The following is a 16915-nucleotide window of genomic DNA, read 5'->3' as shown; positions in this document are numbered from 1 at the left end:
CCGCTGGGGTGGCTGGACGCGGAGGTCGCCCTGTCGGCGGACGGCGCGTTCACCGCGCGGGTGCCGGGCGGGCCGGTGCCGGGCGGGCCGCCGTTCCCGGAGCTGCTGCGGGGGACCTGGGCGGCCGGGCGCGGACTGCTGCGGGTGGGGCTCGCCGTACCGGCCCCGGTACCGGACGGCGGTACGGGGCCGGGCGCTGCGGATCAGGCGGAGGTCAGGGCCCTGGACGTCAGGGTCACCGGGAGGCTCGCGAGGCCGTTGAGGAAGTTGGAGTAGACCCGGCTCTCCTGGCCGGTGACCGCCAGCTCGGCGGCGTACTCGCGCAAGCCCTCGACCACGGCGGAGAGTTCGGCCCGGGCCAGGTAGGCGCCGATGCAGAAGTGCGCCCCGTGGGCGAAGCTCAGGTGCTTGTTCGGGGTCCTGGCGAGGTCGAAGCGGTAGGGGTCGGGGAAGACCGTCTCGTCGAAGTTGGCGGAGGCGTTCCACACGGTGACGACGTCGCCCTCCTCGATGAACTGGCCGCCGAGGAAGGTGTCCTGGGTGGCGGTGCGGCCGCTGTGCAGGGCGGGGGTGGTCCAGCGCAGGATCTCCTCGACGGCCTGGGCCACCGGCACCTCGCCGTCGCACAGGGCCCGCCACTGGTCCGGGTGGTCGACCAGGGCCCGGAAGCCGCCGATCATCGCGAGCCGGGTCGTCTCGTGGCCGCCCATGATGATGCTGTAGCAGTTGAAGATGATCTCCTCGTGGGTCAGCGGGCGCCCGTCGACCTCCTTGCTGACGAGCAGGCTCACCACGTCGTCGTACGGCTTCTCGCGCCGCGACTGGGCGAGTTCGGAGAAGTAGAGCAGCAGGTCGTTGCGGGAGGACCAGGTGCCCTCCTGGGTGGGGGCGCCGTCGGTGGAGGAGAGCGCCGACGACGTCAGCTCGATGATCAGGCCCCGGTCCTCCGGCGGGACGCCGAGCAGGTCGCAGATCGCGGCGAGCGGGATGTGCGCGGCGACGTCGGTCGCGAAGTCGCAGCTGCCGCGCTCCACGGCCTGCCGGATCAGCTCGCGGGTGGAGCGCCGCACGCTGTCCACGACGACGTCCAGCGAGCGCGGCGAGAAGGGCTTGCTGAGCACACCCCGGAGCGCGGAGTGCGGGCGGCCGTCGGTGACGGCGAGCATCCGCCCGGCCGCGGAGTCCCCGCCGTGGAGGAGCGTGTCGAGCACGTTGCCGCGCTCGGAGGTGAAGGTGCGGCTGTCCTTGTAGACGGCGGCGACGTCCTCGTAACGGGTCAGCACCCAGAAGCCGTCGGTCTGCCCGGCCGGCGGGTGCCAGTGCACCGGCGACTCGGCCCGCAGGTGGCTCCACAGCTCGCGCAGGTCGTACGTGGCGTGCAGCCGGGGGTCGGAGAGGTCGGCCGTGTCGAGGTGCGCCGGGTCGAACACGGGGCGCTCGGTCATGATCGTTCCATTTCTGCGGTCGTGTCCGGTGGTCGTGGGCGGCGGTCGTGGGCGGGCGGGGCCGCCGGAGGTGAGGGTCCGGCGGCCCCGGGTGCGACTAGGGCGTGTTTCGAAAGTAGCGCCGTCCGCCCGCAGGGCGGGTCCGGCGGCGTCTGGTGCGTGCGATCGCAAGGCGGAGGGTCGCCCCGATACTGGTTGTATCGGGGTGATCCCGACAACGCGGCGAGCGTGCGTGCCAGGCGTCGCCGGACAGGCGGGACTTTCGAAACACGCCCTAGGGCGTGTGGCCGGGGAAGAAGGCCGTCGTGGCGCCGGCGGTCTCGCCGCCGTCCACGACGAGTTCCTGGCCGGTGATGAACCGGGCCCCGTCCGACGCCAGGTAGTGGAAGGCGGCGGCGATCTCCTCCGGCAGGGCGTGCCGCCGCGCCGGAATCCGCGCGTTGACCTCGTCCAGCATGGCCGGGGTGTACTCCGCCTCCTGCATCGGCGTGAGCACCGCCCCCGGGGTGACGCACGCGGTCCGGATCATCGGGCTCAGCTCCATGGCGAAGGTCTGGCAGAGCGAGGCGACCCCGGCCTTGGAGGCGTTGTAGTCCGCGTAGAGCGGGTAGCCGCGCGAGCCGTTGACGGACGCCGTGGCGAGCAGCACGCCGTGGCCCTGGCGGACCATGTGCCCGGCGGCGTGCCGCCAGAGCGCCAGGACGCCCATGAGGTTGACGTCGAGGGTCCTGCGCGCCTCGGCCTCGGTGAGTTCGAGGACGCCGTGGCGGATGCTGATGCCGGCGTTGGCGATCACCACGTCGAGCCGGCCGGTGGACTCCTGGACGGCGGCGACTGCCTCGCCCACGGCGTCCCAGTCGGCCACGTCCACGTCGAGCCACCGGACGCCGGGGACCTCGCCGTCCGGCTTCGCCACGTCCAGGTTGACGACGTGGTCGCCGTCCAGGGCGAACCGGGCGGCGACCGCGCGGCCGATGCCGCTGGACGCGCCGGAGACGACGACGGTACGGCCGCCGGTCACAGGATGACCCGGTGGCTGTCCGTGGTGGACGTGTTCAGGCCGCGCCGCAGGTTGCGGCTGACCAGCTGCTTCTTCAACCAGCGGTCGGTGCCGTCGTAGCGGGCCCGGAACGAGCGGCGGCCGTGCGCGGCCAGGTAGTTGTCCACGACGAGCAGGGAGCCCTGCTCCACGACCACGTCCTGCTGGACCCGCTCCAGCTCCGCCATGAGCCGGTCCAGGGCGGCGACGGCCCGGGGGTCGTCGCCCACGCAGCGCATGAAGGGCCGGTCGATGCGCAGGTACGGGCTGAGCCGGTCGCCGAGCAGGACCGCGCTGGGCACCGGCCGCTCCAGCATCCGCCGGGCCTCGGCGAGCGCCGGGTGGTCCGGGTTCCACGCCTCCAGCTGCCGGATGTGCTCGGTGTCGGGCAGGATGTGGAAGCTCTCGGAGGCGAGGATGTCGCGGTCCTCGTCGGAGAGCCGGATGTCGCGGACCGAGGCGACGATGGTCGGCACCCGGTCGTGGTTGCGCAGGCCGAGCAGCATCAGGTAGTCGCAGCGCTGCGGGTGGAAGCCGTCCTCGGTGTGGAACTCCAGGAGCGATTCGCTGCCGTAGCCGCTCTGGTTCTCCTCGTCGCCGGCGATCGGCAGGACGTTCTGCACGAGCCGCCCCTGCTGGAGGGTGGCCCAGGCGAACGGCTCGCCGAGCACCATCCCGCAGAGCGCGAGGGCGAGTTCCTGGTCGAGGGCGTTCTTGACGGTGATCGCCTCGCTCCAGTGCGCGGGGGTCGCGCCCAGAGCCTCGTCGTCCACCGGGAAGCCGTGGACCAGGCAGGCGGCGGACTGCTCGGTGCGCCGGAAGTCCTCCAGGAAGGCGCGCAGCCCGGCCGGCAGGACCTCGACGGCCTGCCAGGAGTGGTCGTAGAAGTCGGGGAACGACGGGTCGCCCGCGCTGTCGCGCAGCGAGGCGAGCCCTTCCCCGAGCTCGGCGGTCTCGCGGCCGGTGAGGGTGTACGCGGCGACGCTCTCCAGGACGGTCATCGGGCACTCCCCCCGGTGGCGGCGACCAGGCTCTTGGGCCGCATGTCGGTCCACTCGGCCTCGATGTACGCGAGCGCCGACGCCCGGCCGGACTCCCCGAGCGCGGTCCTCCAGCCGGCCGGGACCTCCGCGAAGGCCGGCCACAGCGAGTGCTGCCCCTCGTCGTTGACGAGGACCATGAAGGTCCCCCCCTCGTCGTCGAACGGATTCGCCATCGTCGTGTCCTCTCTCTGGCCGGCCGGTGCCGGTCGGGTCCGGTCCTGTTGCGGCCCCCTCGGCCGCGGGGTGGTGCGGGCGCCCTCGGAACCGGCCGAGCAGGGTCCCTGCCGGTGCGTCGTGGGGCGTGGTCCCCGGCGCGCGCGGGCGCGCGCCGGGGAGGTCTCAGGCGGAGTCGTCGTCCCACTCCGCGGTGAACTCGTCCAGCTCGTCCTGGTCCAGGGCGATCAGCGGCTCCTCGGGGACCGCGGCGGGCTGCCGGGCCTCGGAGCCGAGCCGCTTGGCCAGCGCGGCCAGACCGGCGACGGTGCGGCCCGCGAACACGTCGCGCGGGGCGATCTCGTACCCGGCTTTGCGTGCCCGGGTGACGAGCTGGATGGACGTGATGGAGTCGCCGCCCAGGTCGAAGAAGCTGCTGTCCGCGCCGGCCCGGTCCACCTGGAGCACGTCCTGGAAGAGCGCGCAGAACAGCTCCTCCGCCTCGCCGCGCGGGGCGCGCCCCGTCGCGGCGGCGCTGAAGTCCGGGGCGGGCAGGGCGTTCCGGTCGAGCTTGCCGCTCGGGGTGACCGGCCAGGCGTCCAGCTCGACCACGGCGGCCGGGACCATGTAGTCCGGCAGCACCGCGCCGACCCGCTCCCGCAGCGCCGCCGGGCTGACCCGCTGGCCCGGTGCGGCGACGACGTACCCGACGAGGCGCCGGATGCCGGGGGCGTCCTCGCGGGCGACCACGACGGACCGGTCCACCGAGGCGTCGGCGGTGAGCGCGGCCTCGACCTCACCGGGCTCGATCCGGAAGCCGCGCACCTTGACCTGCTCGTCGCTGCGGCCCAGGTACTCCAGCTGCCCGTCGGCGGTCCACCGGGCGAGGTCGCCGGTGCGGTACATCCGGGTGCCGGGGGCGCCGAACGGGTCGGCGAGGAAGCGCTGCGCGGTGAGCGCGGTGCGGCCGAGGTAGCCGCGGGCGAGCCCGGCGCCCGCGATGTGCAGTTCGCCGGGGACCCCGGGCGGGACCGGGCGCAGCGTCTCGTCCAGCACGTAGACGCGGCTGCCGGCGACCGGGCGGCCCATGGGCGGGGCGGTGCGCCCGGCCAGGGGTGCGCTCATGGTGGCCATGACGGTGGACTCGGTCGGCCCGTACGCGTTGACCATGCGGCGTCCGGCGGACCAGCGGGCCACCAGGTCGGGCGCGCACGCCTCGCCGCCGACGACCAGCGTGACGCCCTCGGGCAGCCCGCCCTCGGGGACCACGGCCAGCGAGGACGGCGGCAGCAGCAGGCAGTTCACCCCGTACCGGGCGACGGTGTCCACGAGCGGCTGCCCCGGCAGGAGCTCACCGGCCGGTACGACGACGGCGCAGGACCCGGTGAGCAGCGCGGTGCACAGCTCCCACACGGAGGCGTCGAAGCTGGGCGAGGCGTAGAGCAGGACCCTGCCGAGCGGTTTGGCGTCGAGCCCGTCGGCCTGGGCGGCCATCATCGAGGCGAGCCCGGCGTGGGTGACCAGGACGCCCTTCGGGGTGCCGGTGGAGCCCGAGGTGTAGATGACGTACGCGGCGGACGCCGGGCGCAGCGGGCCCGTCCGGTCGGCGTCGGTGAGGTCGGCGGCGGAGGTGGACTCGGGAACCGTCAGCTCGTCCACGTACAGCCGGGTGGGGCCGTCGTCCTCCGGCGCGGGCAGGCCCTCGGCGGCCTCCCGGGTGGTGAGGACGAGGTGCGGGGCGGCGTCGCGGAGCATGAACGCGACCCGGTCCGCCGGATAGCTGACGTCGAGCGGCAGGTAGGCGGCGCCCGCCTTGAGCGCGGCGACGATCGACACCACGGAGTCCGTCGAGCGCGGCATGGCGACGACGGCCAGGCGTTCCGGGCCGGCGCCGTGGGAGACGAGCACGCGGGCCAGGCGGTTCGCGCGCGCGTCGAGTTCGGCGTAGGAGAGGGTGCCCCCCGGTCCGGTGACGGCGGGTGCGTCCGGGCGGGCGGCGACCTGCCGGGCGAACAGCTCGGGGAAGGTGGCCGGGGCTGCGGCCCGGGCGTCGGCCCCCCGGTTGGGCTCGGCGACCAGGCGGTCGAGCTCCGGCGCGGAGAGCAGGCCGATGCGGCCCGTCGGCAGGTCCGGGGTGGCGACGAGGGCGTCCAGGACCCGGCCCACCACGGCGAGCAGCCCGTCCGCCTCCTCGTGCGTGAACAGGTCGCCCCGGTAGTTCAGTTCGAGGCTCAGCCGCTCGCCGGGCACCACGACCAGGCTGAGCGGGTAGTGGGTCGCGCCGGGGGCCGCGATGTCGTCCACGGAGATCCGGAGACCGGGCACCTGCTCCTGGACGGCGGCCCGGTCGACCGGGGTGTTCTCGAACCCGAGGACCGTGTCGAAGAGTTCGCCGTGGCCGGCGCCCTGCTGCACGGCCGCCAGGGAGACGTGGTGCGCCTCGCCGAGGGCGGCCTGCTCGTCCTGGAGCCGGGCGAGGACGCCGGAGAGGGTCTGGCCCGGCTCCCAGCGCACCCGGACCGCGATGGTGTTCATCAGCATGCCGACGACGGACTCGGCGCCGGGCAGCTGCGGGGCGCGTCCGGCGACGGTGGCGCCGAAGACGACGTCGCGGCGGCCGGTGAGGCGGCCGAGGGCGACCGCCCAGGCGTACTGGAGGACGGTGTTCAGGGTCAGCCCGTGGGCGCGGGCGGCGGCGGTGAGCGCCCGGGTCTCGGCGGCCCCGAGGCGGTGCGCGACGAGGTCCGGGACGACGGCGGCGGCCGCGTCGGCGCCGGGCGCGACCAGGGTCGGCCCGTCGAGCCCGGCCAGCGCCTCCTTCCACAGCTGTTCGCCCGTGCCGTCCTGGGAGGCGAGCCAGCCGAGGTGGTGGCGGTACGGGGTGACGGCCGGCAGGGCCGCGGAGGCGCCGCCGTTCGCGTACAGCTCGAACAGGTCGCGGAACATCAGGGGCAGCGACCAGCCGTCGAGCAGGATGTGGTGGTGAGTCAGCAGGAAGAGGTGCCGGTCGTCGGCGAGCTTGACCAGGGTGACCCGCACCAGCGGCGGGTCGGCCAGGTCGAAGCGGCGGACCCGGTCCTCGGCGAGCAGGGCCGCGACCCGGTCGCGCTGGGTCTCCTCGTCGAGCCCGGTGAGGTCGAGGTCCGTCCACGGCAGGGCCACGGCGGCGGGCACCACCTGGACGGCGGCCCCACCGGCCGGGCGGACGAACGCGGCGCGCAGGTTGTCGTGCCGGGCGAGCAGTGCCTCGCAGGCGGTCCGCAGCACGCCCGGGGCCAGCTCTCCCGCGAGCTGCAGGGGGCGCTGGGTGTTGTAGACGTCCACGCCGTCCTCGGCGAGCAGGGCGTGGAAGTGCATGCCCTGCTGGAGCGGGGTCAGCGGCAGGACGTCCAGGTGCCCGGGGAAGTCCCGGTCCAGCTCGGCCCGTTCCTCGGCACCGAGGGTGACGAGCGGCCCCTCCGGCGGTACGAAGGAGGGCTCGGCGTCGGCGGTCGTGGTGGCGGCGGTGGCCAGCGCGGCGACGGTCCGGTGGGTGAAGACGTCCTTGGGGGTGAGCGCGAGGCCCGCCTTGCGCAGCCGGGAGACCAGCTGGAGCGAGAGGATCGAGTCGCCGCCCAGGTCGAAGAAGCTGTCGTCGGCACCGACGCGTTCGACGTGCAGCACCTCGGCGAACAGCTCGCACAGCAGCCGTTCCCGGTCGTCCTTCGGCGCCCGGCCGTCGGCCGCGCCCGCGAACTCCGGTGCGGGCAGGGCGCGGCGGTCCAGCTTGCCGTTGATCGTGAGCGGCAGCTCGGGCAGCGCGACGACGGCGGCGGGCACCATGTGCGCGGGCAGCACCCCGGCCAGCCGGCCGGGCAGCCCGGCGAGGTCGGCGGAGGCGTCGGCGGGCACCACGTAGGCGACGAGCCGCTTGACGCCCGGCCGGTCCTCGCGGGCCACGACAGCGGCCCGGGCGACGGCCGGGTCGGCGGCGCAGACCGCCTCGATCTCGCCGGGCTCGACGCGGAAGCCCCGGATCTTGACCTGGTCGTCGGCGCGCCCGGCGAACACCATCGTGCCGTCGGGCAGCCACCGGCCGAGGTCCCCGGTGCGGTACATGCGGGCTCCGGGCGCGCCGAAGGGGTCGGCGACGAAGCGTTCGGCGGAGAGGCCGGGGCGGCCGAGGTAGCCCCGGGCGAGCCCGGCCCCGGCGATGTACAGCTCGCCGTCCGTACCGGCGGGCACCGGGCGCAGCCGGGCGTCCAGGAGGTAGACGCGGGTGTTGTGCGCGGGGCGGCCGATGGCGGGGCGGTCGCTGTCGCCGGTACGGCACAGCATCGCGTCGACGGTGCACTCGGCGGGGCCGTACAGGTTGTAGCCGTTCAGGCCCTCGGTGGCGCGCAGTTCGTCCCAGAGGTCGTCGCCGACGGCCTCGCCGCCCAGTGCGAGCGTGGTCGGGCGGTGGCCCTCGGTGGCGAGGAGTCCGGCCGCGAGGAGGGAGCGGGCGAAGCTGGGCGTGGTGTCGAGGACGTCGATCCGCCGCCCGGTGACGTACGCGGTCAGCGCGTGCGGGTCCTTGCGGGTCTCGTCGTCCACCAGGTGCAGTTCGTGGCCGCCGGTCATCCACAGGAGCTGGCTCCACGAGGCGTCGAAGACCAGCGCGTTGGTGAGCGCGACCCGCATCCGCCGGCCGCCCGCCGCCTCGGACTCCGGCGCGAAGAACCGGTCCCGGTGGCTGTGGAACATGTTCACCAGGGCGCGGTGCTCGACCGCGACGGCCTTGGGCGTGCCGGTGGAGCCCGAGGTGGAGATGGTGTACGCGAGGTGCGCGGGGAGCAGCGGGGCGGTGCGGTCGGCGTCCGTGAGGTCGGCGTCCGAGGGCGCTCCGGTCCCGCCGTCGAGCTCGGCCGCGAGGGCGTCCAGGGAGAGCCGGTCCGGGCCGCCGTCCGGGAGTCCGGCCGCGACGGCGTCCGTGGTCACCAGCAGGACCGGAGCGGTGTCGGCGAGCAGCGCGGTGATCCGGGCGGCCGGGTACTCCGGGTCGACCGGCAGGTAGGCGGCGCCGGCCTTGAGCACGGCGAGGATCGCCACCACGGTGTCGGCGGTGCGGGGCAGCGCGAGTGCGACGAGGGTGTCGGGGCCGGCGCCCCGGGCGGCGAGGAGCCGGGCGAGCCGGTTGGCGCGGGTGTTGAGGGCGCCGAAGGTGAGGTCCTGCCCGCCGCCGACGAGGGCGGTCGCTTCGGGGGTGGCCCTCACCTGCGCCTCGAACACCTCGGGGAGGGTCGTGTCGGGAACCTCGCGGGCGGTGTCGTTCCAGGTGTAGAGGGTGCGGCGGCGCTCCTCCTCGGTGAGGAGGTCGACGCGGCCCGCGGGGGTGTCCGGGGCGGAGACGAAGCCTTCGAGGAGCAGCCGGAGCCGGCCGAGGAGGGCGGTCGCCGCCGCGGTGTCGAAGAGGTCCTGGCGGTGGTTGAGTTCGAGGCGCAGCTCGTCGCCCGGGTAGACGGCGAGGCTGAGCGGGTAGTGGGTGCCCTCGTGGGCCTCGTGGCCGGTGGCCTCCACGATGGAGATGGCCATGCCGGGGATCGCCTTGGAGGCGGCCAGCGGGTCGATCGGGAAGCTCTCGAACGCGACGGTGGTGTCGAAGAGTTCGGTGAGCCCGGTGGTCCGGTGGATGTCGGCGAGGCCCAGGTAGTGGTAGCCGCCGAGACGGGCCTGCTGGTCCTGGAGCCGGGCCAGCATCGCGGACAGCGGCTCGTCCGGGTCGACGCGCAGCCGGGCCGGCACGGTGTTGATGAGCAGGCCGACCATGTGGTCGACGCCGGGGATCTGCGGCGGGCGGCCCGCGACGGTGGCACCGAACACGATGTCGTCGCGCCCGGTCAGGGAGGCGAGGAGCAGCGCCCAGGCGCCCTGGACCACGGTGTTGAGGGTCAGTCCGCGCTGCCGCCCGGCCGTGGTGAGCGCGGCGGTCAGCTCGGCCGGGAGGTCCGCGATGACGCGCTGCTGGCGGCCCGGGGTGCCCGCGGTGGCGGCCGGGGCGACCAGCGTCGGTTCGGCGAGGCCGTCCAGCGCCTCGGCCCAGGCGCGCTCGGCCTCGGCCCGGTCCTGGGCGTCGAGCCAGCCCAGGTAGTCGCTGAACGGGGCGACCGCCTCCAGGCCGGGCAGGCCCGCGTCGCCCCGGGCGCGCCGGTAGAGGCGGAAGACGTCGCGCAGCACGATGGGCAGGGACCAGCCGTCGACCAGGATGTGGTGGTTGGTGATGACGAGGACGTGGCGTTCGGCGCCCAGCCGGACCAGGGTGAAGCGGACGAGCGGGGGGCGGGCCAGGTCGAAGCGGCGCTCGCGGTCGGCGGCGAGGAGCCGGGTGAGCCGGGCCCGCTGCTCGCTCTCGCCGAAGCCGCTGAGGTCGCTCTCCTCCCAGGGCACCTCGACGGAGCGGGCCACGGCCTGGACGGCCTGCCCGGAGCGGCGTTGCAGGAAGCCCGCGCGCAGACCGGAGTGGCGCTCCAGGAGCTGCCCGCAGGCGCGCTTCATGGCCTGCGCGTCCAGCGCCCCGGCCAGCTCCAGGGGCGTCTGCATGTTGTAGAAGTCGACGCCCTCGGTGTCGTAGAGAGCGTGGAAGAGCATGCCCTCCTGCAAGGGGGACAGCGGCAGGACCGCTTCCAGTGAGGTCTGCTTCACTTCGAGTTCTCCCATTGGGCTTCGAGCTCTTCGAGCTCGTCCAGGTCGAGCGGGACGAGGGGCTGCTGGGCGGGGGTCCAGGCGCCCTCGCCCGCCGCGACGTCCGTGGCGTGGGGGGCGAGCGCGGCGACGGTCTTGTGCGTGAACACGTCGCGCGGGGTGAGGTCGAGCCCTTCGGTGCGGGCGCGGCCGGCCAGCCGGATCGACATGATCGAGTCGCCGCCGAGGCCGAAGAAGTCGTCGTCGATGGAGACGCGTTCCAGGCCGAGCACTTCCGCGTACAGGCCGCAGAGCAGCGTCTCGCGGGCGTCGCGCGGTTCGCGTCCGGCGGGGGCGGCCGAGAACTCCGGTACGGGCAGGGCCTTGCGGTCCAGCTTTCCGTTGGGGGTCAGCGGCAGGGCGGCGACCTCCATCAGGACGGACGGCACCATATAGCCGGGCAGCGAGGCGGCGAGGTGCTCCCGGAGCGCGTCCGCGTCGAGGGCACCCGTGGCGGGGACGGCGTACGCGACGATGCGCGGGGCGCCCGCCCGGTCCTCCCGGACGATGACGGCGGCGCGGGCCACCGAGGGGTCGGCGGTCAGCACGGTCTCGATCTCGCCGAGCTCGATGCGGTGGCCGCGGATCTTCGTCTGGTGGTCGGCGCGGCCCAGGTACTCCAGCTCCCCGTCGGCCCGGCGGCGGCCGAGGTCGCCGGTGCGGTACATCCGGGTGCCGGGCGCACCGTACGGGTCGGCGACGAAGCGTTCGGCGGTGAGGCCGGGCCGGCCCGCGTAGCCGAGGGTGACGCCGGGTCCCGCGATGCAGATCTCGCCGCTCACCCCCGGGGGCACCGGCCGCAGCCGGGCGTCGAGCACGTACACCCGCAGGTTGGACGCGGGGCGGCCGACGGGCACGGCGGCGGGTTCGGCGCCGGCCACGGCCAGGTGGCTCGTGGAGTAGACGGACACCTCGGTCGGCCCGTACAGGTTGTGCAGGGCGGCCCCGCTCACGGCGCGGAACCGTTCCACCAGACCCGAGGTCATGGCCTCGCCGCCGCAGAACACCCGCCGCAGCCCGTCGCAGCGGTCCGCGCCCGGTTCCTGGACGAAGACTTCCAGGGTGGACGGCACGAACTGGGCGACGGTGACCTTCTCCCGGCGGATCAGGTCGGGCAGGTAGCCGGGCCGGGTGTGCCCGTCCGGCTCGGCGATGACCACGGCGGCGCCGGTGATGAGCGGCCAGAAGATCTCCCACACCGAGGGGTCGAAGCTCATCGAGGTGCGCTGGAGGACCCGGTCGCCGGGGCCGAGCGGGAACGCGTCCTGCATCCAGTGCAGGTAGTTGGCGACCCCGGCGTGCGCCACGACGATGCCCTTGGGGCGGCCGGTGGAACCGGAGGTGTGGATGACGTAGGCCGGGTGCAGCGGCAGCGGGCGGTCCGGCGCCGGGCCGTCGGCGGCCGGGGCGCCCGAGGTCAGCGCCGCGTAGTTGGCCGGGTCGATGACGAGGACCGGGTCGGCGTCGCTGAGCATGTTGCGGACGCGCTCCGCCGGGTACTCCGGGTCGATCGGCAGGTAGGCGGCCCCGGCGCGGTGCACGGCGTGCAGGGCGACGATCAGCTCGGCCGAGCGGGGCAGGCTCACCCCGACGACCCGCCCGGGCCCGGCGCCCTTGGCCACGAGCGCGGCGGCGAGGCGGCCGGCCCGCTCGTCCAGTCCGGCGTACGTCACCGTCTCGGCGCCGCAGACGACGGCGACCGCGTCCGGGGTGCGGGCGGCCTGGGCCGCGAACAGCTCGGGCAGGGTGGCGTCCGGGAAGGCGCGGACCGGGCCCGTGCCCGCCGCGAGCGCCCCGGCCGTCTCCTCGGCGGTGAGCAGACGGATTCCGGCGACCGGCTGGTCCGGGTCGGCCGCGAACGCCGCGAGGGCGAGCCGGAGCCGGGTGAGGACGGCGTCGGCCTCCGTCCCGGTGTACAGGTCGGCCCGGTAGGTGAGTTCCAGGCGCATCCGGTCGCCGGGGGCGGCGATCAGGCTGAGCGGGTAGTGCGTGGCGCCGGTGGCGTCGGACTCCTCGACGGTGATCCGCAGGCCCGTGACGGCCCGGCCGATGGACGCGCGGTCCACCGGGGCGTTCTCGAAGACGGTGCTGGTGTCGAAGAGTTCGGGCATCCCGGTCAGCCGCTGGAGCGCGGCGAGCCCGAGGTGGTGGTGCCCGGTCAGCGCGGCCTGCTCCGCCTGCACGGTGGCGAGGAGCGCGGCGAACGGCTGCGCGGGGTCGACGCGCACCCGGACCGGGACGGTGTTCATCAGCATCCCGACCATCTCCTCGACGCCCGGGAGCAGCGGCGGCCGGCCGGAGACGGTGGTGCCGAACACGACGTCGTCGCGGCCGGTGAGCAGGGCGAGGAGCAGCGCCCAGGCGCCCTGCACGACGGTGCTGGTGGTCAGGCCCCGGGCGCGGGCGGCCGCGTTGACCGCCCGGGTCAGCTCCTCGTCCAGTTCGGTGACGGCGAGGGCGGGGGTGCCGGTGGCGGCCTGGGCGCCGGGGGCGACGAGGGTCGGCTCGTCCAGGCCGGCGAGCGCGGCGCGCCAGGCGTCCTCGGAGGCCGCGTGGTCCTGGGCGGCGAGCCACCCGAGGTGGTCGGATACCGGGACGGCGGGCGGCAGCGCGGACCCGGCGCCGCCGTCCGCGTACAGCAGGAACAGGTCGCGCAGCACCAGCGGCAACGACCATCCGTCGTACAGGATGTGGTGGTTCGTGAGGACGAGCAGGTGCTCGTCCGGGGCGGTGCGCACGAGGCCGAAGCGGATCAGCGGCGGCGCGTCCATCGGGAAGCGGCGGGCCTTGTCCGAGGCGAGCAGCGTGGACAGCGCGGTGGCGCGCTCCGGCGCGGGCAGGTCCGCGAGGTCGTGGAAGGCCCAGTCCGGTTCGAGGCCGCCGCAGATCACCTGGACCGGCACCCCGGACCCGGCGCGGTCGAAGGCGGCGCGCAGCGCGGGGTGCCGGTCGAGCACGCCCCGGCAGGCCCGGCGCAGCGCCTCGGCGTCGAGCGGCCCGGCGAGCCCGAAGACCTTCTGCACGTTGTACGGGTCGGGGCCCGCGTCCGCGTCGCCGTCACGGAGTGCGGCGCCGGAGTAGAAGGCGTGGAAGAGCATGCCCTCCTGGAGCGGGGCGAGCGGGAGCAGCGCCTCCGCGTTCCGCCCGGCCCAGCGGGCGCGCAGGGCGGCGGCCTCCTCGGGGCCGACGGGTTCGGGGACCGGCGGGGTGGCCGGTGCCTCGTCACCGGGGGCGTCGATGCCCGCCGCGTGGGCGGCCATGGCGGCGACCGTGCGGTGGGTGAAGACGTCCTGCGGGGTGAGGCCGATCCCGGCGCGGCCGGCCCGGGTGACGAACTGGACGGCCACGATCGAGTCGCCGCCCAGGTCGAAGAAGTTGTCGTCGATGCCGACGGCGGTGGCGCCGAGGAGTTCGCCGATCAGGTCGCACAGCAGGCGCTCGCGGTCGTCGCGCGGGGCGCGGCTCTCGGCGGCGCCGGTGAACTCCGGTGCGGGCAGGGCGCTGCGGTCCAGCTTGCCGCTGGGGGTGAGGGGGAGGGCGTCGAGCACCACGACGGCTGCGGGGACCATGTACTCGGGCAGCCCGGCGGCGGCCAGCTCCCGCAGGGCGGCGGGCTCCGGCACCGCGCCGGAGCGGGGCACCACGTAGGCGACGAGGCGGCGCACCCCGGGGGCGTCCTCGCGGACGACGACCGTGGCGTGCCCGACGGCCGGGTCGGCCGCGAGGACCGCCTCGATCTCGCCGGGCTCGATCCGGAAGCCGCGCACCTTGACCTGGTCGTCGCCGCGCCCCAGGTATTCCAGTTCGCCGTCGGGGGTCCAGCGCGCGAGGTCGCCGGAGCGGTACATCCGGGCGCCGGGCTCGCCGTACGGGTCGGCGACGAACCGCCCGGCGGACAGGGCGGGGCGGCTCAGGTAGCCGCGCGCCAGGCCGGAGCCCGCGATGTACAGCTCCCCGGCCACGCCCGCCGGGACCGGGCGCAGCGCCTCGTCCAGGACGCGCACCCGGGTGCGGTGCACGGGGCGGCCCATCCGGGGCACGGTGCGGCCGGCGAGCGGGGCGCTCATGGTGGTGATGACGGTGGACTCGGTGGGCCCGTAGGCATTGACCATGCGGCGGCCCGGCGACCAGCGCTCGACCAGGTCGGGCGGGCACGCCTCGGCGCCGACGACGAGCGTGACGCCCGGCGGGATCGAGCCCTCCGCCATCACGGACAGCGCGGAGGGGGCGAGCAGCAGGCAGCTGACGCCGGTCTCGGCGATCAGGGCGGCCAGGGCGGGGCCCGGCTGCAGGCGTTCGGCGGGGGCGACGACCGCGCAGCCGCCGGTGAGGAGCGCGGTGCACAGCTCCCAGACGGAGGCGTCGAAGCTGGGCGAGGCGAACATCAGGACGCGCTCGCCGGGCCGCAGCGCGAGCCGGTCGGCCTGGGTGGAGGCGAGGGCGGCGATCCCGGTGTGCGGGACCAGGACGCCCTTGGGGCGCCCGGTGGACCCGGAGGTGTAGATGACGTACGCGGTGTGGCCGGGGCGCAGCGGCGCGGTGCGGTCCGCGTCGGTCAGGTCGCTGTCGTCGGCGTGCGGCGCCAGGGACGCCTCGTCCAGGACGAGTTCGTCCAGGAAGAGGTCGCCGACGAACAGCTCGTCCAGGAACAGCTGCTCGGGGAGGTCCGCGAGACCGGTGAGCCGGGCGGCGGCGGGGCGGGTGGTGAGCATGAGGGCGGGGCGGGCGTCGTCCAGCATGTACGCGATGCGCTCGGCCGGGTACGACACGTCGACCGGCAGATGCGCGGCACCCGCCTTCAGGACCGCGAGGACGCCCACGACCGCCTCGGGCGAGCGGTCCATGGCGACGGCGACCCGGGTGCCGGGCCCGGCGCCCTTGCGGGCGAGGAGGCGGGCCAGCCGGTTGGCGCGCGCGTTGAGCCGTTCGTACGAGAGCGCGGTCTCCCCCGCGCGTACGGCGTCGGCGTGCGGGGTGGCCCGGACCTGCCGTTCGAACAGCTCGGGGAAGGTGGCCCCGGCGTCCGGCCGGCCGGTGTCGTTCCACTCCACGAGGACCCGTTCGTGCTCGGCGGGCCCCAGGAGCGGGACCCGGCCGATCGGGAGGTCGGCGGGGGCGGTGGCCAGCGCGGTGAGGTAGCGCAGGAAGCGGTCCTGGTGGGCGGCGAGTTCGTCCTCGGTGTACCGGTCGGCGGGTGCCTCGAAGTCGATGGCGGCGCCCCGGCCGGCGCCCTGGGGGCGGACGCTGATGTTGAGGTCGGGGACCGGGCCGCCCTGGAGGGTGCGCGCGTAGGTGGGGTGGCCGTCGAAGAGCAGGTCGCTGCTGGTGGGCAGGATGTTGACCTGCACCCCGAAGAGGTGGCCGCCGCTGCCGACGAGCTTCAGGTCGCGCCGCAGGTCGTCGTACGGGTAGTTCTGGTGCTCAAGGAGCTCGGCCAGCCCCGACGCGACCTGGCGCAGCAGCTGGGAGCGGGTGGTGGCCGGGTCGACGGTGAGCCGCAGCGGGAGCTGGTTGGCCATCATTCCGGGGTTGTTGCGGGCGATGTCGGTGCGGCGGGCCGCGACCGGGACACCGATGGTGAGGTCGCGCTGTCCGGTCATGCCGTGCAGGTACGCGGCGACCGCGGCGAGCACCGGGACCGTCCAGGTGGTCCGGGCCTCGCGTCCGGCGGTCCGGAGCGCGGCCAGCGCGGATTCGGGCAGCTCGGCGGTGCGGGTGGGCAGCACCTCTCCGGCCCGGCCCGGCACCGTGCGGTCCGACAGGGTGGCGGTCTCCGGCTGCACCGCGAACCGGTCGAGCCAGTAGGCGCGGTCGCGGGTGAAGCGGTCGGACGCGCGGTAGGCGGCCTCCTCGGCGACCAGCTCGGCGAGGGTGTTCAGCGGGGCGCCCGCGGGCTCCTCGCCGGCCGCCTCGGCGGCGTACAGCTCGGCGACCCGACGGGTGAACAGCACGCTGCCGAAGCCGTCGATGAGGATGTGGTGGCAGCGCTTGTACCAGATGAAGTGAGCGTCGCCGAGCTTCAGCAGCACCTCGTTGAACAGCGGGTCGCGGACGATGTCCAGGGCGGTGTGCCGGTCCTCGGCCATCCACCGCAGCGCCTCGGCGTGCGGGTCGGGCCGCTCCGAGAGGTCGATCTCCCGCAGCAGCTCGCCCGCCTGCGCGACGGCGCTCTGGTACGGGCCCTGCGGGCCCTCGCCGAAGGCCACGTCGAAGGTGCCGCTCTCGACCTCGGCCCGGCGGACCGCGCGCCGGAGGATGCCGGCGTCCACCGGTCCCCGGATCTCCAGGTAGTCGGCCAGGTTGAACGTCGAGGTGGGTGAGGCGAGCCGGTGCGCGAACCAGACCCCGCGCTGGGCGGCGGTCAGCGGAAACGGGGTGCCTTCGGTGACGAGCGGAGTCATCGGACGACGACCACCTTCCCGGCGCGTTCCAGCGCGCCTCGGTCTGGTGCCCTGGGCCGGACCGCGGGGTGTTCGGCGCGGTCCGCAGGGCGGGACGTCCGGCGGTCGTGGGGCGCCGGGGCGACGGCGGGCGCG

6 protein-coding genes and 1 pseudogene are annotated in these 16915 nt (G+C 75.2%); 1 reads left to right on the top strand and 6 read right to left on the bottom strand.

Features of this window, described 5'->3' with window-relative positions; genetic code table 11:
- Positions 1-276: pseudogene (locus G3I41_RS36605) on the top strand (hypothetical protein); the annotation flags it as partial.
- Here the strand turns inward: G3I41_RS36605 and G3I41_RS35425 are convergent.
- The 6 genes from G3I41_RS35425 to G3I41_RS35400 form a co-directional block, all read right to left on the bottom strand.
- Positions 204-1445: a cytochrome P450 gene (locus tag G3I41_RS35425; protein WP_164404619.1), complete on the bottom strand. Its 1242-nt coding sequence runs from the start codon at positions 1443-1445 to the stop codon at positions 204-206. The pseudogene G3I41_RS36605 and the gene G3I41_RS35425 sit on opposite strands and share 73 nt — an antisense overlap.
- A gap of 274 nt (positions 1446-1719) precedes the next feature.
- The gene (locus tag G3I41_RS35420; protein ID WP_164404618.1) at positions 1720-2466 is read right to left on the bottom strand and encodes an SDR family oxidoreductase; all 747 of its coding nucleotides are present in this window, start codon (positions 2464-2466) and stop codon (positions 1720-1722) included.
- Positions 2463-3485, bottom strand: a complete 1023-nt coding sequence (gene gntD, locus G3I41_RS35415) for a guanitoxin biosynthesis L-enduracididine beta-hydroxylase GntD (RefSeq protein ID WP_164404617.1) — start codon at positions 3483-3485, stop codon at positions 2463-2465. Before gntD ends, G3I41_RS35420 begins: the two co-directional genes overlap by 4 nt.
- Entirely contained in the window at positions 3482-3700 is a 219-nt protein-coding gene (locus tag G3I41_RS35410) for an MbtH family protein (RefSeq protein ID WP_164404616.1), read from the bottom strand. The genes gntD and G3I41_RS35410 overlap by 4 nt, the downstream gene beginning before the upstream one ends.
- Before the next feature lie 166 nt (positions 3701-3866).
- Positions 3867-10355, bottom strand: coding sequence for a non-ribosomal peptide synthetase (locus tag G3I41_RS35405; RefSeq protein ID WP_203602121.1), 6489 nt, complete (start codon positions 10353-10355; stop codon positions 3867-3869).
- Positions 10337-16780, bottom strand: a complete 6444-nt coding sequence (locus G3I41_RS35400) for a non-ribosomal peptide synthetase (RefSeq protein WP_164404615.1) — start codon at positions 16778-16780, stop codon at positions 10337-10339. The genes G3I41_RS35405 and G3I41_RS35400 overlap by 19 nt, the downstream gene beginning before the upstream one ends.
- Between the last annotated feature and the right edge of the window lie 135 nt (positions 16781-16915).

This window comes from Streptomyces sp. SID9727 (assembly GCF_010550605.1).
GTDB lineage: Bacteria > Actinomycetota > Actinomycetes > Streptomycetales > Streptomycetaceae > Streptomyces.
Note: the sequence above shows the minus strand (reverse complement) of the source record. Positions and strands in the feature narration are given on the sequence as shown.